This is a genomic window from Methylobacterium sp. J-043 (assembly GCF_022829505.1).
In the GTDB taxonomy this organism is placed as follows: Bacteria; Pseudomonadota; Alphaproteobacteria; order Rhizobiales; family Beijerinckiaceae; genus Methylobacterium; species Methylobacterium extorquens_A.
On sequence record NZ_JAKSYB010000026.1, the window covers coordinates 199144 to 225515 of the forward strand.

Below are 26372 nucleotides of genomic sequence, written 5' to 3' on the forward strand. Positions count from 1 at the left end.
GTTGAGAAATCTCAGCCGGCCTTCTTCGCCGCATTCCGCTTGCGCGTCTCGGCTGCCTTCCTGGCCGAGGCGGAGCGCTGCTCCTTCGTGCGCGAAGCCGAGGCGGTGCCGCCGCTGCGGCCGCCCTTGTGCGCGGCGGGATGGTCTGTCGCCTTGCCGCGGCCCGAGCCGCCGGGCTTCTTGCCGCCGCCATCGTCCTTGTTGACGGTCGCCCAGGCGCGAGCCTCCGCTTCTTTTTCCGGCACGCCGCGGGACTCGTAGGATTCGGCGATGTGCTCCGCCTTGCGGACCTGCTTGTCGGTGTATTTCGACTTGTCGCCCTGAGCCATGGTGCTCTCCCGATCTGCCCGCGCCGGTCAGCTCCGGCCCGGCGCGTCGATGGCTGCCCGCACCCTCCGGATCAGCTCGGCGCGGCGGTACGGCTTGTTCAGGATGTCGAACTCCGGACGCTCGATCCCGGTTCGCTCCAGGCTGGCCTCGGCATAGCCGGTGGTGAGCAGGATCTTCAGATCGGGGTGGCGGCGGCGCGCCTCGCGGGCGAGCGTCAGGCCGTCCATGCCGCCGGGCATGATCAGGTCGGAGAACAGCAGGTCGATCTCCGGGTGGTCGTTCAGGATCTCCAGGGCCTCGCGGCCGTGGCGGGCCATCAGCGTGCCGTAGCCGTAATCGCGCAGGATCGCCCGGGCGAGTTCGGCGACGTCGGCGCGATCGTCCACGATCAGGATCGTTTCCGTGCCCGGCCGCTCCTCGACGACGGCCGCCGGCGCCGCGCTCTCCGGCGCACTGGCCTCGTCGCTCGCCGGGAACGCGAGACGCACGGTCGTCCCCTCCCCCATCACCGACTCGATCTGTGCGAAGCCGCCGGATTGCTTGGCGAAACCGTAGACCATCGAAAGGCCGAGCCCCGTGCCTTTCCCCTCCTCCTTGGTGGTGAAGAACGGGTCCATCACCCGTGCCAGCATGTCCGAGGGGATGCCGGCGCCCGTATCGGTCACCGCGACGCTCACGAGCCGGCCCGAGCCGTCCGGCCGGCTGGATTCCGCGTTACGGGTCGTGATGGTGACGCGCCCGCCCTCCGACATCGCGTCACGGGCGTTGATGAGGACGTTGAGCAGGGCGACCTCGGCTTGGGTCCGGTCGATCCGGCACGGCCAGAGGTCGGGGGCGAGATCGGTCTCGATCGTCACCGCGTCGCCGAGCGTGCGCCCGGCCAGCTCCTTCATCTCGGCGACGAGGTCGTTGAGGTTGAGGGTGCGGCCGTCGAGGCGCTGCTTGCGGGCAAAGGCGAGCAGTTGCTGCGTCAGCGTCGAGGCCCGCTCGGCCGCCTCGCGGATATTGCCGACCGCGCGCCCCATGCGGCCCCGGTCGGCGTCCGGCCGATCCAGGTTGGTCGCCAGCGAATCTGCGTAGCCCAGGATCACCTGGAGCAGGTTGTTGAAGTCGTGGGCGATCCCGCCGGTGAGCTGGCCGATCGCCTCCATTTTCTGGGCTTGATGCAGCGATTCCTCCGCCATCCGGCGGCGGGTGATGTCGAGCTGCGAGCCGAAGAAGTACAGGAGGTCCCCGGCCGCGTTGTAGACCGGGCTCACGAACAGCGCGTTCCAGAAGCTCGAGCCATCCTTGCGGTAGTTGAGGATCTCCGTGGCCATGTCGCGCCGCGCCGCGACGGCCTCGCGCACCTGCGCCCGCGTCGCCGGATCGGTCTCGGGGCCTTGGAGGAAGCGGCAGTTGCGGCCGATCACCTCGTCCCGCGCGTAGCCGGTCATTTCGAGGAAGGCTTGGTTGACGAACACGATCGGGTGGTCGTCCCGGTTCGGATCGACCACCACCATCGGCATGCGCGTCATCGCGACGGCAGCGAAGAAAATACCGTTGCCGGACTCGAATTCGCGGCCCTCCGGACCTGCCTCGACACTGGGATGGGCGCCGTGGGGTCGTTTTTCGGGGATGTTGTCGGTCATGCAAACCCGCGGCGTGACAAGTCTCGGGAGGCTGCCGGCACGGCCGGCGCATCCGCAAGGCAGAGCGTAAGATAAGGCTGCGGGAAGGAAAGAGGCTCCGGAGCGCAGAGGCTCCGGAGCCCATCGAAATCGGCAGGGACCGCTTCTAGCGACCGGCCCCTCGCCCGCACCGTCAGGCCTCCTCGTCGATGCCGAAGCTCACGCTCTCGACATTCGCCCGCTCGAAGGCCTGCATCACGTACTGGTAGGAGCGCTCCATATCGCTGTGCTCCTCGTCCTCGTTCTCGACGGGTTTGAGGACGAACATCAGCATCGAGCGGCCCGTGACCGAGTAGCTCTCGCCGACCGCGAAGCTCTCCACCTCCTGGCTGTCGGGCAGGTTGGTATCGAGCAGCCGCGTCCAAGAGGTGCCGCCCGGCGCCTCGGGGAAGGTGAAGTCCACCACGTCGTGATAGGCGTTGTAGAACAAGAGCAGGGTGGCATCGCCGCCGCGCTTGTGGATGCCGCTCGCCTGGGCGCGCCCGTCGAGCAATACGGCCAGCGTCCGCGAATTGCCGTCGTTCCAGTTCTCCGGGCTCATCTCGGTACCGGTCGGCGTGAGCCAGGTCACGTCCTTGACGCCGAACTCCTCGTCGTAGGCGCCCGTGACGAAGCGACCGCGCGACAGCATCGGCAGGGCGTTGCGCAGCAGGATCAGGCGCTGCGTGAACTCGGCCAGATCCCGCTCCTCCTCGCCAATGGCGCCCCAATCGACCCAGCTCACCTCGTTGTCCTGGCAATAGGCGTTGTTGTTGCCCTTCTGCGTGCGGGCGAACTCGTCGCCGGCGAGCAGCATCGGCGTGCCCTTCGACAGGAACAGGGTGGCCAGCATGTTGCGCATCTGGCGCAGGCGCACAGAGCGGATCTCGGGATCGTCGGTCGGGCCCTCGACACCGTAATTGTAGGAGAGGTTGTGGCCGTGCCCGTCGCGGTTGCCCTCCTCGTTCGCCTCGTTGTGCTTCTCGTTGTACGAGACCGTATCGTTCAGCGTGAAGCCGTCATGGGCTGTGATGAAGTTCACCGAAGCCCAGGGCCGGCGCCCGCGCTTGTTGAACTTGTCGGCCGAGGCTGTGATGCGTGAGGCGAGCCCCGGCAGCAGCCCGGCATCGCCCTTCCAGTAGCCGCGCACGTCGTCGCGGAACCGGTCGTTCCACTCGGCCCAGCCCGGCGGGAAGCCGCCGACCTGATAGCCGCCGGGGCCGCAATCCCACGGCTCGGCGATGAGCTTGACGTCGTTGAGCACCGGATCCTGGCGACAGGTGTCGAGGAAGCCGCCGCCTTCGTCGAAGCCGTAGGGTTCGCGGCCGAGAATCGTCGCCAGATCGAAGCGGAAGCCGTCGACCCGCATCTCGGTCGCCCAGTAACGGAGCGAGTCCGTGACGAGCTGCAGCACGCGGGGATGCGAGAGGTTGAAGGTGTTCCCGGTGCCGGTGTCGTTGATGTAGTAGCGCGGCTGGTTCGGCAGCAGCCGGTAGTAGGAGGCGTTGTCGACGCCCTTGAACGACAGGGTCGGGCCCTTCTCGTTGCCCTCGGCCGTGTGATTGTAGACCACGTCGAGGATCACCTCGAGGCCGGCGCCGTGCATGCGCGCCACCATCTCCTTGAACTCGGAGAAGGCGAAATCCGGCACCGCCGCATAGCGCCGGGCGGGGGTGAAGAACGAGATGGTGTTGTAGCCCCAGTAATTGATGAGGTCCTTCTGCTGCAGGTAGTCGTCCTGCACGAAGGAATGCACCGGCAGCAGCTCGACCGAGGTGATGCCCAGGCTCTTGATGTAGTCGAGCACCGCCGGATTGCCGAGGCCGGCATAGGTGCCGCGCAGCTTCTCGGGCACGGCCGGGTGCAGCTTGGTGAAGCCCTTGACGTGGGTCTCGTAGATGATCGTGCGCTCCCACGGCACGCGGGGCTTCACGTCCCGGCCCCAGGTGAAGGCCGGGTCGATCACGCGGGAGCGGCGGGTGTAGGGGGCCGAATCGCGCTCATCGTAGGTGAGGTCGTCGCCCGTCTCCATCTTGTAGCCGAACAGGGCCGGGTTCCACTGGATCGTGCCGACCAGACCCTTGGCGTAGGGGTCGATGAGGAGCTTGTTCGGGTTGAAGCGGTGGCCGGCCTCGGGCTCGTAGGGGCCGTGGACGCGGTAGCCGTAGATCGTGCCGGGCCGCGCATCCGGCAGATAGCCGTGCCAGACCTCGTCGGTGTACTCGGGCAGCTCGATGCGCTCGATCTCGTTCTCGCCGGCATCGTCGAACAGGCACAGCTCGACCTTCGTGGCATGGGCCGAGAACAGCGCGAAGTTCACGCCGCGGCCGTCCCAGGTCGCACCGCGGGGATGCGGCGAGCCTTCGCGGATACGCGTGCGCGATGTGCGCGGCCTCGGCGTCGCAGTCCTGTCGGTATCGGCCATCGATCGTCCCATTCTCACTTATGGCGGTCCCCGCGGGTCCAGCCGGACTCTGAACGTGCACGGAACGGCGAAGCTCCGTGTCGTCCGACGCGACGCAGCAAATTTTTCCCGATCCGCTGCGCGCCGCTGCGGATGTGGTAGGCCTTGGACGAAACTCACGGTGGGGGCTCGCGTTGCAAGACCCCTCATCGATCGACACGGACAGGTTCGAGGGGGGACCATCGCCCATGATCGAAGATCCCGAGCATCGGCCCGCCGGGCTTCAAGCGCTGGCTGAGCGGCACGGCGTCAGCCTGGAGGCGGTACGCCATCTGCTGCGCGCGCTCCAGGCGGGACAGGGCAACATGGCCCAGTTCGATCACCCCGATCTCGGCGGCTTCGGCCAGTGGTCGCGTGGCGGTATGGTGATGGTCGGGCGCATGAACGACCATGCCCTGAAGGCGCAGGTCGATGCCCTGTGCACCGAACTCGCCGCAGCCCTGCCGCTCTCCGGCTTCCGCGAGGAAGCGGCTTCAGGCAATTGGTGGCCGGACGAACTGGGGCTGCCGTCGAGCGCGGGCGCACAGAACGCGACGCGCTACGCCTTCTTCCCCGAGCGGCGGCGCCTCGCCATCGAGACCGACGGGCGGCTGACCCTCTACGACACCGGGGACCGCCTCGTGACCGGAGCGAGCCAGCAGCAGGGCGGCACCTCCTCGCTACGTTTCAGCGGGCCGCAGGGGAGCTTCTCGCTGGAAGATCTGACGCCGGTCGAGCGGGATGCGGCGGCGGCGCCGTCGGCGCCCAAACCGTCGGCGGATGCGAGCGCCGCCGCGTTCGCGTCGTCATCGGTCGCCCCCGCGGCCAGCCCGGCTGCGCCGGCCGCCAGCCGGCCGAACGCCGCACCCTCCGGTGCCCCCACGGGTGCAGGCCCGGCCGACATCCTCTCGATTCTCGAACGGCTGGCCGACCTGCACAAGAAAGGCGTGCTGACCGAAGGGGAGTTCTCCGCCAAGAAGGCGGAGCTGCTGGCGCGGCTCTGATACGGTTATCCGCTCGGTCCAAGCGGGGACCGGATCAGCAAGTCCGCGCGGCGACTGAGGAGGGTACCCATCGCGCCAGCGTGATGGGATCCCGCCGAAGCCCAAATCCGCCATCCCCAAGGGCTCAACCGAATTTGGGATGACACGACGGCCTGTCGCCGCAGGCCCCGCCGGAAGGCCGCTCTCGCCCTAGATTCAGGCCATGGCCCCGCGCGACCTCATCGACATCGACCGCATCTTCCACGAGCCGGCGGTCGCCGACTATCCGCGCGGACGCGAGATCCTGGCCCGCTATCCGAACGCCGAGCGGATCGAGGTCCCGTCACACTGGAACATCCCGGAGCTGCACGGCAATGCCGGCTCGGTCGAGGACTGGGTGCGGATCAAGCGATCGACGCTGGTGCTCGGCGTCAAGAAGGGGCTCGCGATGCGGCCCAACGGCCGTTCCGCCCACTTCATCGCGCCCTCGACCTCGAACGGCTGCGCGATGGCCTGCGCCTATTGCTACGTGCCGCGCCGCAAGGGGTTTTCCAACCCGATCTCGCTGTTCGTGAACGTCGATGCGGTCTGCGCGGCGATCACCCGACATGCAGCCAAGCAAGGCCCGCTGCCGGAGCCCGATCAGATCGACCCCGAGGCCTGGGTTTACGATCTCGGCGAGAACGGCGACCTCTCGGCCGACGCGATGATCTGCGACAACGTCCGCGATCTCGTTGCGCAATTCCGCGCAATTCCCAACGCCAAGGGCTCGTTCGCGACGAAGGCCGTGAACCGCGATCTCCTCGCCTACGATCCGCGAGGCCGCACCCGCATCCGCTTCTCGCTGATGCCGGCGCGGATCGCGCGGGTCGTCGATGTGCGCACCGCCCCGATCCCCGAGCGGATCGCCGCGATCGACGACTTTCTGCGGGCCGGCTACGAGGTCCACGTCAATTTCTCGCCCGTGATCCTCTACGAGGGCTGGGAGGCGGATTGGGCGGCCCTGTTCGACGAGATCGACGGGACGATCTCGGACGCGGCCAAGGGCCAGCTCGCCTGCGAGATCATCATGCTGACGCACAATGCCGGGCTGCACGCGGTCAATCTCGGCTGGCACCCCAAGGCCGAGGATCTGCTCTGGCGGCCGGACATCCAGGAGACCAAGCGCTCGGAGGGCGGCGGCGAAAACCTGCGCTACCGCACCGGCTGGAAGGGAAAGTGGCTCGCCCGGTTCAAGGCGCTGCTCGCCGAGCGGATGCCCTATTGCCGGGTGCGATACGCGTTCTGAAGGAAGGAAACGAATGCCGGATCACGAGAGCTATCTGCGCGAGGCGACCGAACTCGCGCTCGCCAATGTCGCCGAGGGCGGCCGCCCCTATGGCGCGGTTATCGTGCGGGAGGGCGAGGTCGTGGCACGCGTGGCCAACCGCATCCACCGCACCAACGATCCGACCGATCATGCCGAGATGGTGGCCCTGCGGGAGGCGAGCCAGCGGCTCGGCCGGCCCAAGCTCGACGATTGCATCGTCTACGCCAGCGGGCGGCCTTGCCCGATGTGCCATGCGGCGATGCGGCTGGCCGGGGTCAAGCAGGGTTACTTTGCCTTCACCGCCGAGGAGGCGGAAGCTGAGGGCATGCTCAGTGCCGGGATCTATGCCGAGTTGTGCCGGCCGCTGGAAGAGCAGCCGATGCAGGTGCGCCACCACCCGCTTGCCGACGAACCGAACCCCTACCGCGCCTGGGCGGAGCGGAAGGGACGCTGAACATGGGGTTCAGAGTACCTCGCGATACGCCTGCTGCGGCGGGGGCGTATCGTGAGCGGCGCTTAGTGCGTCCAGGGTGCCGTGCGGTTGAACTTGAAGTTGTCGGAGTAGGAGAGGCCCTTGCGCGCGATCGGCGGCGGCGTCTCCTCGACGCGATAGGCGATGCCCGAAGCCTTGGCGTAGGCCACCGCCTCGTCCGAGGTGTCGAATTCGAGCCGCACCTGCTGCAGCATGTCGGCGGAGCCGGTCCAGCCCATCAGCGGGTCGGTCTCGCGCGGTTCGGTCTGGTCGAACTCCAGCACCCACTGCTTGGTGCGGGCGAGCCCGGACTGCGTGGGATCCTTGGCGGGACGGTAGATGCGGGCGCTCGGCATCGGACGGCTGACGTCTCCGGGGAAGGTATGGTCGGGGCGATAGGATTCGAACCTACGACCCTCTGCTCCCAAAGCAGATGCGCTACCAGACTGCGCTACACCCCGACGCTGTGAGGGAGATACCCCCTCGGCCCCCGGCCGGCAAGGCGCCGCTCGTCACACCAGAATGTCGAGGACGCGTTTCTCGCTCTCGATCGAGGATTTCAGCACGGCGGTGTTGATGGAAACACCAAGCGAGGCCGAAGCCAGCTCCGTGACGGCCGTGACCGGCTCGGCGGCGGATTGCGGTGAGGCGATGCGCGATGCTGCCCCATCGAAGCGCTGCATGGCCGCGCTCAGGCCCGCCGAACTCGTCGAGATTGCCGAGACCATGAACCGCCCTCCCCGCGTGCCGGCAGCTCAGCACGAAAAGGTAAAGGACGTCCTCAGCCGATCGGCGCAACGCGAGGGATCGGCCGCGGCTTGATCGGATCCCCCGACATGCCCACTTCGCCGCAGTCCGGAGCCCCTGCTCTCGTGGGCCCGGAGACAAGGTGTCGCGATGATCGACTTGCATTACTGGCCGACCCCGAACGGCCACAAGGTGACGATGTTCCTGGAGGAGGCCGGCCTCCCCTACACGATCCACCCGGTGGACATCGGCAACGGCGCGCAGTTCGAGCCGGCCTTCCTGAAGATCGCCCCGAACAACCGCATGCCGGCCATCGTCGATCACGAGCCGGCCGAGGGCGGTGCGCCGGTCTCGTTGTTCGAGTCGGGCGCGATCCTGCTCTATCTCGCGGAAAAGACCGGGCGCTTCCTCCCCGCCGACCTGCGCGGCCGGGCGGAGACCCTGCAATGGCTGTTCTGGCAGATGGGCGGCCTCGGGCCGATGCTCGGCCAGAACCACCACTTCTCGCAATACGCGCCGGAGAAGATCCCCTACGCCATCGACCGCTACGTCAAGGAGACGAACCGGCTCTACGGCGTTCTCGACCGGCGGCTCGCCGACCGCGAATTCGTTGCGGGCGCCGATTACACCATCGCCGACATGGCGGCCTATCCCTGGATCGTGCCGTGGGAGAAGCAGGGACAGAGCCTCGACGACCACCTCCACCTGAAGCGCTGGTTCGAGGCGGTCAGGGAGCGACCCGCCACCAAGGCCGCCTATGCCCGCGCGGCCGAGGTCAACCCGAACCACGGCCAGCCGATGAGCGAGGACGCCAAGCGCGTGATGTTCGGCCAGACCGCGACGAACACCAAGCGCTGAAGCCGACAGTGCCTCACGAGAGACCCACCGCGGCGGGTCTCTCGTGAGAGTCACGACCGCCCGCTGCGCCGGGCGGCCACCGTGGCGAGTCCGGCAAAATCCTTGTCGCCGTCGCCGTGGGCGATGGCGTCGAGGAGGTTGTCGCGCAGCACGCTGGCGAACGGCATCGGCACGTTGACCGCCTCGCCCGCAGCCAAAGCGAGGCGGACATCCTTGAGGCCGAGCCGCATGGTGAAGCCCGGCGGCTCGTAGCGCCCCTCCATGATCATCGCGCCGTAATTCTTGTAGACCGGCGAGGCGAACAGCGTACTCGTGAGCATCTCCAGCACGTCGGCCCCGGCGATGCCGTGCCCCTCCGCGAACGCGGCCGCCTCACCCATCGCCTCGATGGCCGAGACCAGCATGAAGTTGCCGGCGAGTTTGACGGCATTGGCCTTCTCCGGCTCCGTGCCGAAGCGCCAGGTCTTGCTGCCCATGGCGTCGAACAGCGGCTGCACCCGCCCGATCGCCGCATCATCCCCTGCGGCGATGATGTTCAGCGCCCCCTTCTCCGCCGCGTCCGGCCGGCCGAAGACCGGAGCGGAAACGTAAGCCACGCCCGCGCGTCCGTGGACCGCCGCCAGTTCCCTGGCGAGCGCCACCGAGATCGTGGACATTCCGACATGGATGCCGGGCCGCTGCCCGGAATCGAGCAGCCCGCCCTCGATGGTGACGGCGCGCAGGGCCGCGTCGTCGGCGAGCATGGTGATCGCGGCGTCGCCCGCGAAGGCCTCCGCGGCGTTTCCCACGGGCTCGGCGCCCTCGATCGCCCTCGCCGCCTCCGGCGAACGGTTCCACACGCGCACCCGGTGGCCCGCCGCGACGAGCCGCGCCGCCATGACCCGGCCCATGCGGCCGAGCCCGATGAAACCGACATCCATATTTGAAACTCCGGATTTGCCGTCACGTCGCCGTCCGGGGGGAACGCCCCGGCGGGCGATGGGTCGCGAACGGTCGAGCGATCAATGCGTGTTGAGGAATTCCAGCGTCAGCGTGTTGAACATGTCGGTCGCCTCCATGTGGACGAGGTGGCCGACATTGTTGAGGACTTCGGCTTTTCCGTTCGGCATCCGGCCGGCGAGCGCGCGGGCGTGGCCCGTGTTGTCGCCCATGCCGGAGCGCACCTCCGTCGGCGCGAAGCCCTTGCCGGGGGCGTTGTGGTCGTTCGCGCCCATGATGAACAGGGTCGGCGCCTTCACGAGCGGGATCTCGTGGACGACCGGCTGGCCCCAGATCATCTGGTAGGAGTTCACGAAGGACTTGAGCCAGCGGGGATACTCGCCCGAACCCTTCACCCGTTCGCGGATCGACACGAACGGCTCGATGGCCGAGGCGGGAAGCGACAGCGCGTAGCTCGTCATCAGCTGCTTGCGGTAAGTCTCCGCCGTCAGGTCGGCCTCGCGGGCCATCAGGGTCTCGTCGGAGACCGGCGGGACGGTGAAGCGATAATCCTCCAGGCCGATCGGCGCTTCCAGCACGAGACTGTTGACCCGCTGCGGATAGTTGCGGGCCATCCGCACCGCGAGCATGCCGCCCATGGAATGCGCCACGATGTCGAACCGCTGGATCTTGAGGCTGTCGGCGAGCGCTAGGGTGTCGGCGGCCATCCGGTCGAAAGTGAAGGCGCCGACCGGTTTGGAGGACTTGCCGAAGCCGAGCTGATCGGGGACCACGACGCGATAACCGGCATTCGACAGGTTGCGGATCACCGGTTCCCAGTAGCTCGACGGGAAGTTGCGCCCGTGGAGCAGCAGCACCGTGCGTCCGTTGGCGTTGTCGGCGGCCGGCACATCCATGTAGGCGAGGCGCTGCGCGTCGCCGTCGCGGCTCAGCGGCAGGAAGCGCACCGGAAACGGATAGGCGAAGCCTTCGAGGCCGATGCCGAGCGGCGACGGCTCCTCGGCATGGGCTGCGGGCGCCAGAAACGGCGCCAGCGCGAGACATAACGCGAGGCAAGGTGCGAGGATCGGGTGGGCACGCATGGACACTTCGTCTCCGGCTCGAGCATCGTCCCGAAAGGTGGTGGCCGGCTTTCGAAACCGGACGATGCAGACACAAAACGCGCGCATCGGCTCTGGCGCGGTTTCCGGGGGCGCGCGAACGGCGCAGCCTCCGGTGAGAGACAGATAGGGCGGATCGCCCGCCTGCAAGCACCGGATGATCGACGGTGACGGCGCCGAAGGCCGGAGATAGGGCCGGCGACGGCCTTCCGCCGAGGGAGCGGCTCCTGGCGCTCTGCGCCATGGCGCTCGCCATCTCCATGGCGGTGCTCGACGGGGCGATCGTCAACGTCGCCCTGCCGGTGATCGCGCGGGACCTCGACGTGCCGGCCTCCGAGGCGATCTTCGTCGTCAGCGCCTACCAGATCGCGGTCACCGCTGCCCTGCTGCCGCTCGCCACGCTCGGCGAGATCTGGGGCTACCGCCGGGTTTATTTTGGCGGTCTTGCCGTCTTCACCGTCGCCTCGCTCGCCTGCGCGGTCTCGCCGAACCTTGCAAGCCTCACCGCTGCGCGGGTCGCCCAAGGGCTGGGCGCGGCCGGGATCATGAGCGTCAACATCGCTCTGGTGCGGTTCATCTATCCGACCCGGCTGATCGGGCGCGGCGTCGGCAACGTCGCGCTCATCGTGGCGGTGGCCTCCGCCGCCGGGCCGACGGTCGCCGCCGCGATCCTCTCGGTCGCGGCCTGGCCCTGGCTGTTTCTCGTCAACCTGCCGGTCGGGCTCGTCGCGCTGGCGGTCGGAGCGCGCACGCTGCCGCGAACCCCCCGCTCCGCCCGGCGCTTCGACCTATGGAGCGCGAATCTCAACGCCCTCACCGTCGGGCTGCTGATCGTCGGTCTCGATGCTCTGGCCGATCCCGAGACCCGCGGGCTCGCCGTGGCCGCAATCGCCGCCGCGGTCGTGGTCGGCATCGTCTTCGTGCGCAGCCAGATCCGGCTCGCGGAGCCGCTGCTGCCGCTCGACCTCCTACGGATTCCGGCCTTCGCCCTGTCGATGGTGGCCTCGGTCTGCTCCTTCGCGGCGCAGATGGTCGCCTACGTCGCCCTGCCCTTCTACTTCCACGACGCCCTCGGCTTCTCGGAGACCCGAACCGGCTTCCTGATGACGCCGTGGCCGCTCGCCATCGCGGCGATGTCGCCCTTTGCCGGCCGGCTCGCCGACCGCTTCCCGCCGGGACTGCTCGGAAGCCTCGGCCTTGTCCTGCTCGCCGCCGGGATGGCGGCGCTGGCGCTTCTGCCGGAGGCGCCGACGACCTTCGACATCGTCTGGCGGCTGACGCTGTCGGGGATCGGTTTCGGGCTGTTCCAGTCGCCCAACAACAAGGTCATCATCACCAGCGCACCGCGGGAGCGCAGCGGTGGCGCCAGCGGCATGCAGGCGAGCGCCCGGCTCGTCGGCCAGTCCCTCGGCGCGGCACTGGTCGCGGTGCTGTTCGGCCTCGTCCCCGGCGGTCCGGCGGGCGCCTTCGCCATCACCCTGTGGTGCGCCGTCACCCTGGCGCTGGCAGGCGCCCTGGCGAGCGGCCTGCGGCGGACGGGGCCCTGATCCCGCATCTCCGTTCAGCACCAAGCTCCGGCTCGTGCGTTGACGTCACGACAGGGACGATCACGGCCAACGGAGGCGGAGGATGGACATCGAGCTGAAGGGGCGCAGCGCCCTCGTCACCGGCTCCACCGGCGGCATCGGCTACGCGGTGGCCCGCGAACTGGCCCGGCTCGGCGCCTATGTCGCCGTCAACGGCCGCACCGGCGAGCGGGTGGAGGCGGCCATCACGCGTCTGCGCGGCGAGGTGCCCGAAGGCGAATTCATCGCCGGCATCGGCGATGTGGGCACCGAGGAGGGGACGGGCGAACTCCTCGCCGCCCTGCCGCGGGTCGACATCCTGGTCAACAACGCCGGCATCTTCGAGCCGAAGCCGTTCTTCGAAATCGCCGATGCCGAGTGGCGCCGCTTCTTCGAGGTGAACGTGATGAGCGGCATCCGCCTCGCGCGGGCCTACGGGCCCGGCATGGTCGAGCGCGGCTGGGGACGGATCGTCTTTATCGCCAGCGAGTCGGGCGTCAACATCCCGCCCGAGATGGTCCATTACGGCGTGACGAAGACGGCGCAGCTCGCTGTCTCCCGCGGTCTTGCCGAGACGGTGGGCGGCAGCGGCGTCACCGTCAACAGCGTGCTTCCCGGCCCGACCATGACCGAGGGCGTCGCGGATTTTCTCGAATCGATGGGAGGGGGCGACGGCGATCTGGAGGCCAAAGGCCGCGCCTTCATCGCTGAGAACCGCCCGACCTCGCTCCTGAAGCGCCTCGCGCAGCCAGAGGAGGTGGCGAACATGGTCGCCTATCTGTGCACGCCCGCCGCGAGCGCAACCACGGGGGCGGCCCTGCGGGTCGACGGCGGCGTGCTGCGCGGCATCGCCTGAGGCTCACCGCTCCCGAGCCCACCGGACGTACGGGCCGGACTAACCGGCGCCGTACTCCGAGGGACGGCCCGCGAACGGTTCCTTCAAATCAGGACTTCAGGTGCGCGGCGAGGTGCTTGTTCATCTCGAACATCGAGCACTTGTCCTTGCCGAAGATCTTCTTGAGCTTGTCGTCGGCGAGAATCTCGCGCTTGTTCTCCGGGTTCTGGAGATTGTGCTTTTTGATGTGCTCCCACACCTTGCTGACGACTTCGCCGCGCGGCAGGGGATTGTCGCCGACGATGGCGGCGAGTTCGGGAGACGGCTTCAGGGGCTGCTGAAGCGCGTTGGGCTTGGTGCCGGAGGCGGCCTTCGTGGCGGTCTCCTTCTTCGGCGCACTCTTGGGCGCAGCCGCCTTTTTCTCCGTCGTCTTGGTAGCCATGGTTTCCCTCCGTCCTGCGGACCGGCGATTCGTGACACGAGGCCGAGAGGCATCGGGGCACTGAGGAGCAACAACTAAGCGGTGCCGCGCCCGTTCCAAGTGGAGATCAGCGTCGCCGCGGTGTCCATCCACAGATCAGCGGACCTTTCCGCAGGCCAATCCACTGTCCGAGGGATTTTTTCGCGCCGACCGCGGCGGGGCTCTGGTGATCCCGCCGCCCGACTCCCGCCTGAGCGGGAACCGTGCTGGCCACCTCGCATTCACGCTACACACCCGGATCGCGGGCCTGCCGAGGGCCCTTCGGGAACATGCTGGAGACGTGGATGCCGACGGATCTGCCCGAAGAGCGGGCCCTTCGAAAGCCGGGAACGCTGGAACTGGACCCGACGTCGGGCGAAGGGGTCGCGACCGACGAGACCCCCCGCTTGATCGCCTCGGACAAGGTCGAGGGCACACCGGTCTATGACAGCACCGGGCGCCACCTCGGCAGCGTTCACAATTTCATGGTCGACAAGGTGTCGGGACAGGTCGCCTATGCCGTCCTGTCCTTCGGCGGCTTTCTCGGCTTCGGCGAGACTCACCATCCCCTGCCGTGGAACGCCCTGACCTATTCGGTCGAACTCGGCGGATACGTGGTCGATATCGACCCCGCCGATCTCGAAGGCGCGCCGACCCAGGGGCCCGGCGAAAATCCGTTCGACGATCCCCGTTTCGGAGGGCGCCTCAACGATCACTGGGGCGGCCGCAAGGCGCCGACCGCCTGAGTGGACCTCGCGAAACGCTGCTCTTTCCGCCACGCCCGTAGAGAGGCCGGGCGGCGATGGTGCGTTTCGTGAGAGCTTTTTAGAATTTGCCGCCGAGGCCGACGCTGCCGGCCGATCCCATCTGGGGCGAGAGGCCGCCGGAACTCGTCCGCGACGTGGTCTCGCCGTCGATCTCCTCCCGGCGGATGCGGCGCGGGCCGTCATCGGCGGTGCGGGTTTCGCCGCGGATGTTCTTCGGCAGCTCGAGAGTGCGGGTCGGGGCGGCAGCGAGCGGACGACCGTCGTCGTCAGTCTGGGCGCTGCGCAGGGGGCGGCCGGGCAGCGTGCCGCGGGCGGAAGGCGGCGGACCGAGATCGGTTTCCGGCATAACGCCGCCGCCGCCGCCGAGCGCCTGGCAGCCGCCCAGGGCCGCTGCAAGAAGGGCCGCAGCGCAGAGTCTCGACGGGTCGAACATGAAGTCTTAATCCTCGTAACGGCCGCCCCCGGCCCTCGGCTCGTGTGGGAGCCTAGCCGGTGACCCGGCCAAGGGGCGGTAGCGTTAAGATTTCCCGCACCCCTCTAAGCCAGGGTTTTGGCGAAAACCAGACGGCCGGTGCGCGTGTCCGCCCAGTTGCGGCGGGGCGATCTAGACGGCTTTTCTGCCGCATCCACAACTTCGCCGTGGTTGCCGGGCATGGACGATGCGTCCGCCCGCCCCATTACATCCGGGGGGCGTCGGCTCGTTGAGGCCGGCATGCGGATCTTTCAGACTGTCGAGAGGTAGTACGGGTGCTCAGACTGATCCGGCCGATCGTGACACCGGCGATCGCCCTCCTCGCCACGGCGGCCATGGCCGCGGACGGCTCCTCGGGCGCTCCCGGCGAGATCTCGCCTCCCCCAGCAGGCTCCACGCCCCCGGCCGTCGCGCCGACGACGGCACCGACACCGGCGCCCGCCGCCCCCGTCGTGGCCACGCCGAACGGTGCCGTGACACCGTCGCAGGGGGGCGGCACCCCGGCAGTGGTGCTCGACACCCAGGATTACGAGAGCCTGCTTGGTAAGAGCGTCCGCGCCATGAACGGCGACGATCTCGGCCGGATCATCGACGTCATCATCGACCGCGACGGACGTCCCCGCGCCGCGGTGATCGATTTCGGCGGCTTTCTCGGAGTCGGCTCTCGCAAGATCGCGGTGGATTGGCGCGTCCTGAAGTTCACCACCGAGGGCAAGGTCGGGCGCCTCACGCTCCAGCTCAACCGCAATCAGGTGCGCGTCTCGCCCGAATACAAGTCCGGCGACCCGATCGTCGTGCTCGGGGCCGCCAGCCCGGGCGCCGCGAGCACCGGCGCCGTCCCGCCGGAAGGTGACGCCTCCGCCGCCGAGAAGCCTGTCGCTCCGTCCGAAAAGGCCCCGGACCGGCCACAGGAGAAGACGCCGGACAAATGACGGCAAGCCCGGTGACGGAACGGCGCGCCTATCCGGCGCGCGAGCGCGACATCCATCGCACCGATCTTCGCGAGCGCGGCGGCTCCCGTCCGGCGCGGCGCGCGAGCCGACCGAGCACGCCCGGTCCCGCCGATCCGTCGCGCCGGGCGACCTACGGCCTCGACGCATTCACGTTCTTCATCGCCAACCTGCAGACCGGGTTCGGGCCCTTCCTTGCCGTCTACTTCACCCAGCAGAAGTGGACGCAGTCGGATATCGGCCTCGCGCTCACCGTGGGCAGCCTCGTCAGCCTGCTCGGGCAGATGCCGGGCGGCGCCTTCGTCGATGCCTCCCGCTCGAAGCGCTTCGCAGCCGGCTTCTCGGCGTTCTGGGTCGGCGCGAGCGCCGTGATGCTGGCCGCGTTCCCGACCTATCTCGTCGTGATGCTCGCCATGGCGATCCACTCGGCGGCGAGCTGCGTGCTGACGCCGGCCATTGCCGCGATCTCCATCGGCCTCGTCGGCCATGCACGGGCCGGCGAGCGGCTGGGGCGCAACGCAAGCTTCTCGGCGGTCGGCAACGCGCTGGGCGCCGCCGGCATGGGCGCGATCGGCTATTACCTCTCGAACAACGCGGTGTTCTATCTCGCGGGCGTGCTGGTGATCCCGGCCCTGGTGTCGCTGTCATTCATCCCGTCGGGACGCGCCGTGGAAGCGGGCAGGCCCCGGCCCGCCGCCCAGGAGCCGGAACCGCGGGAGGCCGGCGGCGTCTCGGCGCTTCTCAAGAACCGGGCGCTCCTGTGCTTTGCCGCCTGCATGGTGCTGTTCTTCCTGGCCAACGCCGCGATGCTGCCACTGGTCGGCAGCGTCATGACCCTGCGTGCCAGCGAGACCGCCACGGCCCTGGTGGCCGCCTGCATCATGGTTCCGCAGGCGGTGCTCGCGCTCACCGCCCCCTTCGTCGGGCGCCTCGCCCAAAGCTGGGGGCGAAAGCCGCTTCTCGTGATCGGTTTTGCGGCCCTGCCCGTCCGCGGCCTGCTCTTCGCCTTCGTCAGCGACCCGTACTGGATGGTGGCGATCCAGGTCTTCGACGGCATCTCGGCCTCCGTCCTCGGCGTCATGGTCCCGCTGATCGTCTCCGACGTCACCCGCGGCACCGGCCGGTTCAACACCGCACTCGGGGCGGTCGGGACCGGCATGGGCATCGGCGCTGCCCTCTCCACGGCGCTCGCCGGCTTCATGGCCGACGAACTCGGCAGCCGCACCGCGTTCCTGGGCCTCGCCATCGTCGGTGCCGCCGGCCTCGCCCTCGTCCTCCTGATCATGCCGGAGACCCGGCGCAGGAACGGGGACGAGGGGCACGACCCGTCTTGACCTGCGCCGGCCGACGGGGTTGGAATCACTTTTTCGCCGCACATCCGCTTAAGCGCGGTTCAGCTTCGCCGAGGTACCCGGCGGAAAGCCGCGCTTGCTTGAAACATAAGGCGACGCTTCGCGTTGCGGTTAACGGGTGCCCTGTGCGCCCTCCAGCCACAATCGGCGCCCAGCGGGTCTGATCGAATCGGGACTGACGATCGCGATGGAAGATCTCTGCCAATACGCCAACAGACCGGGGGCCTTCGTCGGGCGCTATCTCAGGCGCCGGATCGTCCCGCATCTCGTGATTCTCTTCTCGGTGCTCGGTGCGGTGTCCTTCTCGGTCTCAACCGATTACGCGCTGAAGGGCGTGGTCGATGCTCTCGGCAAGGGGCCGAGCGCGGGGCAGGTCTGGACGGCTCTGGCGGTGCTGATCGGCTTCATCGCCGCCGACAACCTGCTCTGGCGCGTCGCGGCGCTGGTCGGAGCTTTCACCTTCGTCGGCGTGACCGGCGACATCCGCCGGGATCTCTTCCGCCATATGACGGGCCATGCCCCGTCCTTCTTCGCCGACCGCCAGCCCGGTACGCTGGCCTCGCGCATCACCGCGACGTCGAACGCGATCTTCACCGTCGAGAACATGTTCACGTTCAACGTGATGCCGCCCTGCGTCGCGGCCGTGCTCTCGATCATCTACATCGGCACCGTGAACCTCACGATGGCGCTCGTGCTCGCCGGCATCTTCGCCGCGGTCGTGCTGCTGATGTTCAAGATGGCCTCCGCCGGCAAGCCGCTGCACCACGACTTCGCCGCCAAGGCCGCGAGCGTCGATGGCGAGATGGTCGATCTCGTCGGCAACATGCCGCTGGTACGCGCCTTCTCCGCGTTCAACCGCGAGTTCGTGCGCTTCGACGGCACCATCGGCTCCGAGATGCGGGCGCGCCGCTCCTCGCTCCTCTATCTCGAGAAGCTGCGCATCACCCACGCCATCCTGACCGTGATCTCGATCCTCGGCCTACTCTACTGGTCGATCAAGATGTGGGAGGCCGGTCAGGCCACCACCGGTCAGGTCGTGCTCGTCTGCACGCTGGGCATCCGCATCCTCGCCGCCACCCGCGATCTCGCGGTCGCGCTGGTGGACGCGACCCAGCACACGGCCCGCCTGTCGGAGGCGCTGCACACCCTGCTCCAGCCGCACGAACTGGTCGATCATCCGGAGGCGGAGAAGCTCATCGGCCAGACCGGCGCCGAGATGCATTTCGACCACGTCGCCTTCAGCTATCCCGACGGGCGCACCGTCTTCTCCGATTTCGACCTGCTGATTCCGGCGGGGCAAACGGTGGGGCTGGTCGGCAAGTCGGGCGGCGGCAAGTCGACCCTGTTCTCGCTGATCCAGCGCTTCTACGAGGTGCAGGGCGGGCGCATCCTCATCAACGGTCAGGACATCAACCGCGTCACGCAGGAGAGCTTGCGCGAGGCGATCACGGTGGTGCCGCAGGACGTGTCCATGTTCCACCGCTCCTTGCGCGAGAACATCCGCTACGGCCGGCCCGACGCGACCGACCAGGAGGTTTGGAAGGCGGCGGAAGCGGCCCACTGCACCGACTTCATCCAGTCCCTGCCGGAAGGCTTCGACACCATCGTCGGCGACCGTGGCGTGAAGCTCTCCGGCGGCCAGCGCCAGCGCATCGCCATCGCCCGCGCCATCCTGAAGGACTCGCCGATCCTGCTCCTCGACGAAGCGACATCGGCTCTCGACGCGGAATCCGAGGAGGCGATCCGCGCTGCGCTCGCCAACCTGATGAAGGGCCGCACGGTGATCGCCATCGCCCACCGGCTCTCGACACTGAAGGACTTCGACCGGATCGTCGTGCTGGAGGGCGGGCGCATCGTGCAGGACGGCTCGCCGGAGAAGCTGACTCATCTCGACGGTTTCTACCGCGAGCTGATGAAGAAGGAATCGATGTCGATGTCGCTCGCCGCGGCCTGACATCAGCGGCTGCATCTCTGCTCATCGGGCGGGAGGGGTGCAAAAACCGGCCGGTGGATCGACATAGCTGTCATGAGGCCGGGCGGATCCCTCACCGCCCGGCCTTGTTTTTTGCCGATATGAAGCCGGAGCGTGCCGTGGCCGAGCAGCAATTCGCCAGCGACAACTACGCCGGGATCTGCCCGGAGGCTCTCGCCGCGATGCAGGCGGCCAATGCCGGGCACGCTCCCGCCTACGGCGCCGATACCTGGACGCAGGCCGCCGCCGACGGTTTCCGGCGGCTGTTCGAGACCGATTGCGAGGTCTTCTTCGTTTTCAACGGCACCGCGGCGAACTCGCTGGCGCTGGCCTCGCTCTGCCAATCCTACCACAGCGTGATCTGCGCCGACTCGGCGCATATCGAGACCGACGAATGCGGCGCGCCGGAATTCTTCTCCAACGGCTCGAAGCTGCTCACCGCCGCGACCGATGACGGGAAGCTCACCCCCGAGGTCGTGCGGACGATCTCGGGCAAGCGCAGCGACATCCATTTCCCGAAACCGCGAGCCGTCACGCTGACCCAGGCGACGGAGACGGGGCGGGTCTACTCCCTTGACGAGATCGCGGCGATCTCGGCCGTCTGCCGCGCATCGGGCCTGCGCCTGCACATGGACGGCGCGCGCTTTGCCAATGCCTGCGCCTCGCTCGACGCCTCCCCGGCCGAGTTGACCTGGAAGGCCGGCGTCGACGTCCTCTGCTTCGGAGGCACCAAGAACGGCATGGCGGTGGGCGAGGCTGTGATCTTCTTCGACCGCGGGCTCGCGGAGGATTTCGACTATCGCTGCAAGCAGGCGGGCCAGCTCGCCTCGAAGATGCGCTACCTCTCGGCCCCCTGGGTCGGCATGCTGGAAAGCGGGGTGTGGCTCGACAACGCCCGACACGCCAACGCGTGCGCCCAAAGGCTCGTGCGGGGGATTGCCGACGTGCCGGGCATCTCGCTCGCGGCACCGGTAGAGGCCAACGGCGTGTTCCTGAACCTGCCTGCCACGGTCCAAGAGGCGCTGCGCGCCCGCGGCTGGCAGTTCTACGGCTTCATCGGCGGGGCGTCCCGCTTCATGTTCGCCTGGGACTCGGAGCCGTCGCGGGTCGATGCGCTGGCGCGAGACATTCGCCTCTGCGCCCTGCCCGCGGCGGCGTGATCGTTGTGACGGATATCAGCCCGATCAGACGAGGTAGGTGATGGTGGCCGCCAGAGCCGTCGCCACGGTGGCGATGGCAAAACCCGATGACGAGAGCAGCATCGCCGAACGGGACGCGGTTGGCTCGGGCTCGTCGGCGTAGCCGAAGGCTTGGCCTGCGGCCTGTTCCAGGCGCATGAGGGAGAGGTGACGCGCTTGGGCGGCGGCGGGGGTCATCGGCGTGGCTCCCTTACGGTCAAGCTGACCTTGGCGAGTTAACGTCCGGAAACCGTCTTCTGTTCCCGCTGCCATCCTGGGCTGCGCCCCCTTAACGTTTCGCTGCCTCGTTTCGGCCGCAGGATTGCCGCCCGGCGCCGGCTTCGAGAGGCACTCTTAACCATCCGCCCGCATCACTGAGATGACACTGCGCCGGGCTTGGCAGGACGGTCGGGCTTCGAACACGGCCGGCCATCGTGGTACTGCGACCGGCGGAAGCGGACAGAAGACTTTTTGTTTCCTGTTTGTTCCGATACAACGAGGGTATGAAGAGCCATGCAGCCCGTCTCCGACCCGATTCGAGGAGCCGTCGCGTGAGCGATCCGGCACGCGACCTGTTCGGACCCGGTGCCAAGCCTCCCGCCGCGGAGGCCGAGCGCCGCCGCCGCCTCACCCCCGTGGCGCCGTCTCCGGCGCAATCTCCGGTGCCGGTGCCGGAAACGGCGGAGGCCGGCTACGACGCTTCGGCGATCGAAGTGCTGGAAGGGTTGGAGCCGGTGCGGCGCCGGCCCGGCATGTATATCGGCGGCACTGACGAGCGGGCGCTGCATCATCTCTTCGCCGAGGTGATCGACAACTCCATGGACGAGGCGGTCGCGGGCCACGCCAGCTTCATCGAGGTGGAACTGGAGGAATCGGGCTCTCTCGTCGTCACCGATAACGGCCGCGGCATTCCCGTCGATCCCCACCCGAAATTCCCCGGCAAGTCGGCGCTCGAGGTCATCATGACTACGCTGCACGCGGGCGGTAAGTTCGACTCGAAGGTCTACGAGACCTCGGGCGGCCTGCACGGCGTCGGCATCTCGGTGGTCAACGCGCTCTCGGACGTGCTCGAGGTCGAGGTCGCCCGCAACCAGACCCTCTATCGCCAGACGTTCTCCCGCGGCCATGCGCAGGGAAGCCTGGAGACGATCGGGCGGGTGCAGAACCGGCGCGGCACGCGGGTGCGGTTCCACCCCGACGCGCAGATCTTCGGCTCGCTCAAGTTCGATCCGCGGCGCCTGTTCAAAATGGCCCGTTCCAAGGCCTACCTGTTCGGCGGCGTCGAGATCCGCTGGCGCTGCGCCCCTGCCCTGCTCGAAGGGCTGGAGGATGTGCCGGCCGAGGCCGTGCACCGCTTTCCCGGCGGCCTCTCGGACTATCTCGCCCGCGACATCGAGGGGAAGGAGCTCGTCCTCGATTCCATCTTCTCGGGGAAGATCACGAAGCCCGGCTCGCACGGTTCGCTCGAATGGGCGGTGGCCTGGACGGTGGCCGATGACGGCGTCTCGCATTCCTACTGCAACACGATCCCGACGCCGGAGGGCGGCACCCACGAGGCAGGTTTGCGCGTCGCGCTGCTGCGAGCCCTGCGCGAACACGCCGAGCGCGTGAACCAAGCCAAGCGCATGACGGCGGTGACCACCGACGACGTGATGGCCACCTGCGCCTCGATGCTCTCGGTCTTCATCCGCGAGCCGGAATTCCAGGGCCAGACCAAGGACAAGCTCGCGACGGTCGAGGCTTCCCGCATCGTCGAGACGGCGGTGCGCGATGCCTTCGACCACTGGCTCGCGGCCTCGCCCGCCCAGGCCAACAAGCTGCTCGACTGGGTGATCGACCGGGCGGAGGAGCGCCTGCGCCGCCGCCAGGAGAAGGAGGTTGCCCGCAAGAGCGCGACCCGCAAGCTGCGCCTGCCCGGCAAGCTCGCCGATTGCTCGGCCGCCGGCACGGAACGCTCGGAGATCTTTATCGTCGAGGGCGACTCGGCCGGCGGCTCCGCCAAGCAGGCGCGGGATCGCACGACTCAGGCCATTCTCCCCTTGCGTGGAAAAATCCTGAACGTGGCGTCCGCCAGCCGCGATAAGCTCGGGGCCAACCAGCTCATTTCGGACCTAACGCTGGCACTCGGTTGCGGCACCGGCGCGAATTTCCGTGAGGGGGATCTGCGCTACGAGAAGGTCATCATCATGACCGACGCGGATGTGGACGGCGCCCACATCGCCTCGCTCCTCATCACCTTCTTCTACCGGCAGATGCCCAAGCTGATCGACAAGGGGCATCTCTACCTCGCGATCCCGCCGCTCTACCGGATCAGCCAGGGCGCGAAATCGGCCTATGCCCGCGACGACGCGGACAAGGAGCGGATTATCAAGACCGTGTTCAAGAACGGCAAGGTCGAGATCGGCCGCTTCAAGGGCCTCGGCGAGATGATGCCGGCGCAGTTGAAGGAGACGACGATGGACCCGAAGAAGCGCACGCTCCTGCGCGTTGCGATCCTCGACGAGGCGCGGGAATCGACCGGCGATACGGTGGAGCGCCTGATGGGCAACAAGCCCGAGGCCCGCTTCGCCTTCATCACCGAGCGGGCGTCGTTCGCGGACGGGTCGGAGTTGGATATCTGATCCGCTCCGGCATCGCGACGGGCGGAACGGCCTGTCGCGATCGATGCGCCTCGAAGCACCTGCCCCGTCAGCCCGGCCCGTCCGAGCAGGTCAGGAGGGTGACCGGATAGCGCGGCATGTTGCGATCCGCCGACAGGAGCGTCGCTCCTTCCGCGATCGCTTGCGCGATGAGCAGGTGATCGAACGGATCGCGGTGATCCGTCAGACGCTGAAGGCCGGCCAGCGCCGTGAGATGGGCTGAATCGATCGGTAGGATCGTGAAACCTTGTCGCCCGATCGCCCCAACGATCGCATCGATCTCGGCATCGAGCTTCCCGATCCGAACCTAGAGCATCGTCCCGAAAGGTGGCTTCCGGCTTTCGGAAAAAGATGATGCAAAAGGAAGAGGTTAGAACATCGTCCTGGATCTGGTATCCAGGACGATGTTCTAGATCAGACCGCCGCCGCACCGTACCAAAGCGCCATCCGGCTTCGCCGTACGGTCAGGCTGGCTCGGCCATCGCCTTCTCGGTGATCTCCATTATCCGCCCATCCGCAAGGTGCAGCACGCGGTCGGCGGCGGCGAAGTAGCGGTCGTCGTGGCTGATGACGATGAGCGTTCGTCCGGCGCTTCGCAGGTCCGGCAGGAGTTCCTCGTAGAACCGGCGCCGGAAGGTCGGGTCCTGCTCCGCCGCCCACTCGTCCAGCACGAGAACCGGGCGTCCTTCGAGAACCGCCTGGACCAGGGCGAGGCGCTTGCGCTGGCCGGTCGAAAGATCGGTGGTGGAGAAGCGCCCCTCGCTGACATCGACCTTCTCGGCGAGATCGAGCCGTTCCAGCAGGGGCCGGGCGGCCTCCGGGCCGGCGCCGTCAGTGGGAAGCAGCTCGTCGAACAGGTGGTAGTCGAAGAAGATCGCCGAGAAGTGCTGGCGGTAGGCGTCGCGCGTCCCCGCCGTCACCGGCACGCCGTCGAGCAGGATGTCCCCGGCTTGCGGCGGGTAGAGGCCGAGCAGGAGCTTGATCAGCGTCGTCTTGCCCGAGCCGTTCTCGCCGACGATGAACAGGATCTCGCCGGCACGGATCGTCAGGTCGAGAGGCCCGAGGGTGAAGGGCGCTTTGTCCCCGGCCGCTGGGAAGCCGTGGCTCACGGCGCGCAGGGTGATCTCGCGGATGCGGCGGCCCGCCTCCGACGGCGTGGCGGCGAGCAGGCCGGCTTCCGCCTCCGCTCCCCCTTCCGAAAACTCGGCGATCCGCCGGTAGGCCACCTGGGCCTGCCCGATCATCGGCACGAAATGGATGAGCTGCGCGATCGGCGCCTGGATGTAGAGCAGCACGAGCACGAAGCCGGAGAGTTCGGCGGCGCTGATGCCGGCCAGAACCTTGTAGGCGATGAGACCGGCGAACAGTAGGAAGTTCGTCGATTGGTTCAGCATCGACAGCGATTGCTGGATGACGGCGATCCGCGTCATCAGGTGGCGCGCCTGCTCGATGCAGGCCTTGAGCGCGACGTCGCGGAGGTGAAGCCGGCGTTCGCGGCCGATGCGCAGCTCCTTCGCCGCCTCGGTCAGGGTGAGGTAGTGCTTCTGGGTCGCCTCGCGGTTCTTGCGAACCTCCTCGAAGTGCCGGAGCATAGTCCGGCGCAGGGCGTTCGCGCCAAGGCTCTCGAGGATCAGAACCGCCGCCGTCACCGCTGACAAGGCGGGTGACAGGAGGATCATGTAGGCCCCGCAGCCGATCAGCGTTCCGGCGGCGACCACGATCGGCGAGAGAAACGCGATGGCCGTGAAGATGGTGCTGACGTCGCCTTGGAGCGAGGCGAGCAGCTTGTGCTTGCCGAGGCGCTCGATCCGCTCAATCGGTGCCGTCAGGATCTTGTCGGTGAGGTCGCGGCTGAGCGCCGCCTGGATGCGGCCCCCCGCATAGGCATTGCCGAGGCTGGCTGCGAAAGTGCCGACCACGCTTAAGGTCGCGAATCCGGCAAAGGCCAGCAACACGCCGTCGGCGAGCCCGCCCTCGCCGTAGAAGGCCTCGTTGATCTTGGCCAGAGCCGCGGCAGTGGCGAGCCCGCCGATGGAACCCAGCGCCGTCGCGACGGCGACCAACGGCCAGACCGGCCGCAGCAGCCGGATCGCGTCATGCCTGAAGTGACGAAGGCTTGCGCCGTCCTGCCCCATGCCTGCCGATTCCTCTAAGCGAGGTCACCGCCTGCTGCGATGACTGGGGTATTGGCGGTAAGGATAGGTTTGGTGACGGTGAAATGCCGATCCGGAACAGGTCACCCATCACCGGAATGGGTTTTGCAAATTCTCGCATCCACGATACTTGGATGACAGGCGTGATTCGCCGACACGATCCCCTTCGGCTCTCGCGCTGAAGGGCGCTACGGCTTCGCCCCGACGCTCACCACCGGCGTCGCCTCGCGGTCCCCCACGATCATGATGAGCATGTTCTGCGCCATGCTCGCGCGGCCCTGATCGTCGAAGACGATGCCGGCATGGCCGTCCTCCGGCTGTTCCAGCCTCGCGATGGTGTCGCGCACGATGGCGACCGCGCCCTCCACGATTTGGCGGCGGGCAGCGATGATGGCGCCGGCCTGCTGGCGCTTGAGCATCGCGCCCGCGATCTCCGGTGCGTAGGCGAGATGGGTGATCCGCACGTCCTCGACCACCACGCCCGCCACCGCGGCCCGCTGGCCAAGTTCGGTGATCAGGTCGGCGTGGATGGCGTCGCGGTCGGCCCGGAGCGAGGCGACGCGGGTGGCCTTCTCCGCGAGCCGGCGCTTGGCATCGCCCACCTCGTCGCCGACATTCTCCGCCTCCTCGTGGTCGTAGGGCCGGGTCGAGGCGATGTTGCGCAGGGCCGCTTCCGCCTGGAGCGAGACGAAGTCATGGTAGCTGCCGACATCGAAGGTGGCGCGCGCGGCATCCTGCACCCGCCAGATCGCGGCCGCCGCGATGGTGATCGGGTTGCCCATCAGGTCGTTGACCGTGATGATCTTCGTCTCGTGCGCCTCCGTGGCGAGCGAGACCTTGGCCACGGCGGTCAGCGGGTTGCGCCACCAGAAGCCGTCGCGGGCGATGGTGCCGTGATAGCGCCCGAACAGGGTCAGCACCGCCGCCTGCCGCGGCTTGAGGGTGATGAGCCCGGCGAGCAGCACGATCCCGATGGCGAGCGCCATACCTGAGACCAGCAGGAAGGCAGGCCCGACGCTGCCGCGGCCGAGCACCAGAACGCCGCCGCCGAGGAAGCTTAGGGCCGCCAGCGCGAGGCAGGGGATGGCGATGGAGAGCGCCACCCAGCCGTTCAGGGCGCGATAGGGCACATCCTGCGTGACGCTCGCTCCAGCCATGCTCGCTTCCCTCGTATCCCGGTGCGGCCCGAACCTTACGAA

The 26372-nt window shown here is 68.0% G+C and carries 25 protein-coding genes and 1 tRNA gene; 12 read left to right on the forward strand and 14 right to left on the reverse strand.

Annotation, left to right across the window (positions count from 1 at the left end):
- Window positions 1–11: 11 nt before the first annotated feature.
- From MKK50_RS03375 to glgX, 3 genes are all read right to left on the reverse strand, one after another.
- Complete coding sequence (locus MKK50_RS03375) at window positions 12–329, reverse strand: plasmid stabilization protein (RefSeq protein WP_499020373.1); 318 nt, start codon at window positions 327–329, stop codon at window positions 12–14.
- Window positions 330–356: 27 nt separating this feature from the next.
- Window positions 357–1961: a hybrid sensor histidine kinase/response regulator gene (locus MKK50_RS03380; RefSeq protein ID WP_499020375.1), complete on the reverse strand. Its 1605-nt coding sequence runs from the start codon at window positions 1959–1961 to the stop codon at window positions 357–359.
- Window positions 1962–2133: 172 nt separating this feature from the next.
- Window positions 2134–4404: a glycogen debranching protein GlgX gene (gene glgX / locus MKK50_RS03385; protein WP_499020377.1), complete on the reverse strand. Its 2271-nt coding sequence runs from the start codon at window positions 4402–4404 to the stop codon at window positions 2134–2136.
- A gap of 227 nt (window positions 4405–4631) precedes the next feature.
- Here glgX and MKK50_RS03390 point away from each other — a divergent pair, with 227 nt between their 5' ends.
- The 3 genes from MKK50_RS03390 (at window position 4632) to MKK50_RS03400 (ending at window position 7168) form a co-directional block, all read left to right on the forward strand.
- Entirely contained in the window at window positions 4632–5426 is a 795-nt protein-coding gene (locus tag MKK50_RS03390) for an SHOCT domain-containing protein (RefSeq protein WP_499020379.1), read from the forward strand.
- 202 nt (window positions 5427–5628) lie between these two features.
- Window positions 5629–6693 carry a spore photoproduct lyase family protein gene (locus tag MKK50_RS03395; protein ID WP_499020381.1) on the forward strand — a complete coding sequence of 355 codons (1065 nt, stop codon included), beginning with the start codon at window positions 5629–5631 and terminating at the stop codon, window positions 6691–6693.
- A 13-nt stretch (window positions 6694–6706) separates the two neighbouring features.
- Window positions 6707–7168: a nucleoside deaminase gene (locus MKK50_RS03400; RefSeq protein ID WP_499020383.1), complete on the forward strand. Its 462-nt coding sequence runs from the start codon at window positions 6707–6709 to the stop codon at window positions 7166–7168.
- Window positions 7169–7230: 62 nt separating this feature from the next.
- Here the strand turns inward: MKK50_RS03400 and MKK50_RS03405 are convergent, their stop codons facing one another.
- The 3 genes from MKK50_RS03405 to MKK50_RS03415 form a co-directional block, all read right to left on the reverse strand.
- Complete coding sequence (locus tag MKK50_RS03405) at window positions 7231–7542, reverse strand: ETC complex I subunit (protein WP_253371163.1); 312 nt, start codon at window positions 7540–7542, stop codon at window positions 7231–7233.
- A 28-nt stretch (window positions 7543–7570) separates the two neighbouring features.
- Window positions 7571–7647: transfer RNA gene (locus MKK50_RS03410), tRNA-Pro, on the reverse strand.
- A 51-nt stretch (window positions 7648–7698) separates the two neighbouring features.
- A complete protein-coding gene (locus tag MKK50_RS03415; RefSeq protein ID WP_253371166.1) occupies window positions 7699–7914 on the reverse strand; it encodes a hypothetical protein in 216 nt (71 codons plus the stop codon).
- Window positions 7915–8083: 169 nt separating this feature from the next.
- On the opposite strand from MKK50_RS03415, the gene MKK50_RS03420 reads away from it, so the two are divergent.
- On the forward strand, window positions 8084–8791 hold the full coding sequence (locus MKK50_RS03420; RefSeq protein WP_499020384.1) for a glutathione S-transferase N-terminal domain-containing protein: 708 nt from the start codon (window positions 8084–8086) through the stop codon (window positions 8789–8791).
- A 50-nt stretch (window positions 8792–8841) separates the two neighbouring features.
- Here MKK50_RS03420 and MKK50_RS03425 read toward each other — a convergent pair whose 3' ends face one another.
- Together MKK50_RS03425 and MKK50_RS03430 are read right to left on the reverse strand one after the other, a co-directional pair.
- On the reverse strand, window positions 8842–9711 hold the full coding sequence (locus tag MKK50_RS03425) for an NAD(P)-dependent oxidoreductase (protein ID WP_499020386.1): 870 nt from the start codon (window positions 9709–9711) through the stop codon (window positions 8842–8844).
- Between the two features lie 81 nt (window positions 9712–9792).
- On the reverse strand, window positions 9793–10812 hold the full coding sequence (locus MKK50_RS03430) for an alpha/beta fold hydrolase (RefSeq protein WP_499020388.1): 1020 nt from the start codon (window positions 10810–10812) through the stop codon (window positions 9793–9795).
- 185 nt (window positions 10813–10997) lie between these two features.
- Here MKK50_RS03430 and MKK50_RS03435 point away from each other — a divergent pair, with 185 nt between their 5' ends.
- The gene (locus MKK50_RS03435) at window positions 10998–12377 is read left to right on the forward strand and encodes an MFS transporter (RefSeq protein WP_499020390.1); all 1380 of its coding nucleotides are present in this window, start codon (window positions 10998–11000) and stop codon (window positions 12375–12377) included.
- A gap of 82 nt (window positions 12378–12459) precedes the next feature.
- Window positions 12460–13251, forward strand: a complete 792-nt coding sequence (locus MKK50_RS03440) for an SDR family NAD(P)-dependent oxidoreductase (RefSeq protein ID WP_499020392.1) — start codon at window positions 12460–12462, stop codon at window positions 13249–13251.
- 88 nt (window positions 13252–13339) lie between these two features.
- Here MKK50_RS03440 and MKK50_RS03445 read toward each other — a convergent pair whose 3' ends face one another.
- Entirely contained in the window at window positions 13340–13672 is a 333-nt protein-coding gene (locus MKK50_RS03445; protein WP_003597961.1) for an SWIB/MDM2 domain-containing protein, read from the reverse strand.
- 323 nt (window positions 13673–13995) lie between these two features.
- On the opposite strand from MKK50_RS03445, the gene MKK50_RS03450 reads away from it, so the two are divergent.
- Complete coding sequence (locus MKK50_RS03450; protein ID WP_499020393.1) at window positions 13996–14436, forward strand: PRC-barrel domain-containing protein; 441 nt, start codon at window positions 13996–13998, stop codon at window positions 14434–14436.
- A gap of 79 nt (window positions 14437–14515) precedes the next feature.
- Here MKK50_RS03450 and MKK50_RS03455 read toward each other — a convergent pair whose 3' ends face one another.
- On the reverse strand, window positions 14516–14890 hold the full coding sequence (locus tag MKK50_RS03455; protein WP_253371173.1) for a hypothetical protein: 375 nt from the start codon (window positions 14888–14890) through the stop codon (window positions 14516–14518).
- A gap of 314 nt (window positions 14891–15204) precedes the next feature.
- On the opposite strand from MKK50_RS03455, the gene MKK50_RS03460 reads away from it, so the two are divergent.
- The 4 genes from MKK50_RS03460 (at window position 15205) to MKK50_RS03475 (ending at window position 20363) form a co-directional block, all read left to right on the forward strand.
- Complete coding sequence (locus tag MKK50_RS03460) at window positions 15205–15861, forward strand: PRC-barrel domain-containing protein (protein ID WP_499020394.1); 657 nt, start codon at window positions 15205–15207, stop codon at window positions 15859–15861.
- Complete coding sequence (locus MKK50_RS03465) at window positions 15858–17213, forward strand: MFS transporter (protein WP_499020395.1); 1356 nt, start codon at window positions 15858–15860, stop codon at window positions 17211–17213. The genes MKK50_RS03460 and MKK50_RS03465 overlap by 4 nt, the downstream gene beginning before the upstream one ends.
- 205 nt (window positions 17214–17418) lie before the next feature.
- Window positions 17419–19185, forward strand: a complete 1767-nt coding sequence (locus MKK50_RS03470; protein ID WP_499020396.1) for an ABC transporter ATP-binding protein — start codon at window positions 17419–17421, stop codon at window positions 19183–19185.
- A gap of 137 nt (window positions 19186–19322) precedes the next feature.
- Complete coding sequence (locus MKK50_RS03475; RefSeq protein ID WP_499020398.1) at window positions 19323–20363, forward strand: threonine aldolase family protein; 1041 nt, start codon at window positions 19323–19325, stop codon at window positions 20361–20363.
- Between the two features lie 24 nt (window positions 20364–20387).
- Here the strand turns inward: MKK50_RS03475 and MKK50_RS03480 are convergent, their stop codons facing one another.
- Complete coding sequence (locus tag MKK50_RS03480; RefSeq protein WP_003597973.1) at window positions 20388–20579, reverse strand: hypothetical protein; 192 nt, start codon at window positions 20577–20579, stop codon at window positions 20388–20390.
- A 353-nt stretch (window positions 20580–20932) separates the two neighbouring features.
- Here MKK50_RS03480 and parE point away from each other — a divergent pair, with 353 nt between their 5' ends.
- Window positions 20933–23002, forward strand: coding sequence for a DNA topoisomerase IV subunit B (gene parE / locus MKK50_RS03485; protein WP_499020400.1), 2070 nt, complete (start codon window positions 20933–20935; stop codon window positions 23000–23002).
- A gap of 67 nt (window positions 23003–23069) precedes the next feature.
- Here the strand turns inward: parE and MKK50_RS03490 are convergent, their stop codons facing one another.
- The 3 genes from MKK50_RS03490 to MKK50_RS03500 all read right to left on the reverse strand — a co-directional run bounded on the left by MKK50_RS03490 (window position 23070) and on the right by MKK50_RS03500 (window position 26330).
- On the reverse strand, window positions 23070–23321 hold the full coding sequence (locus MKK50_RS03490) for a type II toxin-antitoxin system VapC family toxin (RefSeq protein ID WP_499020477.1): 252 nt from the start codon (window positions 23319–23321) through the stop codon (window positions 23070–23072).
- Window positions 23322–23484: 163 nt separating this feature from the next.
- Window positions 23485–25155, reverse strand: a complete 1671-nt coding sequence (locus tag MKK50_RS03495) for a cyclic peptide export ABC transporter (protein ID WP_499020401.1) — start codon at window positions 25153–25155, stop codon at window positions 23485–23487.
- 206 nt (window positions 25156–25361) lie between these two features.
- A complete protein-coding gene (locus tag MKK50_RS03500) occupies window positions 25362–26330 on the reverse strand; it encodes an SPFH domain-containing protein (protein WP_499020402.1) in 969 nt (322 codons plus the stop codon).
- Between the last annotated feature and the right edge of the window lie 42 nt (window positions 26331–26372).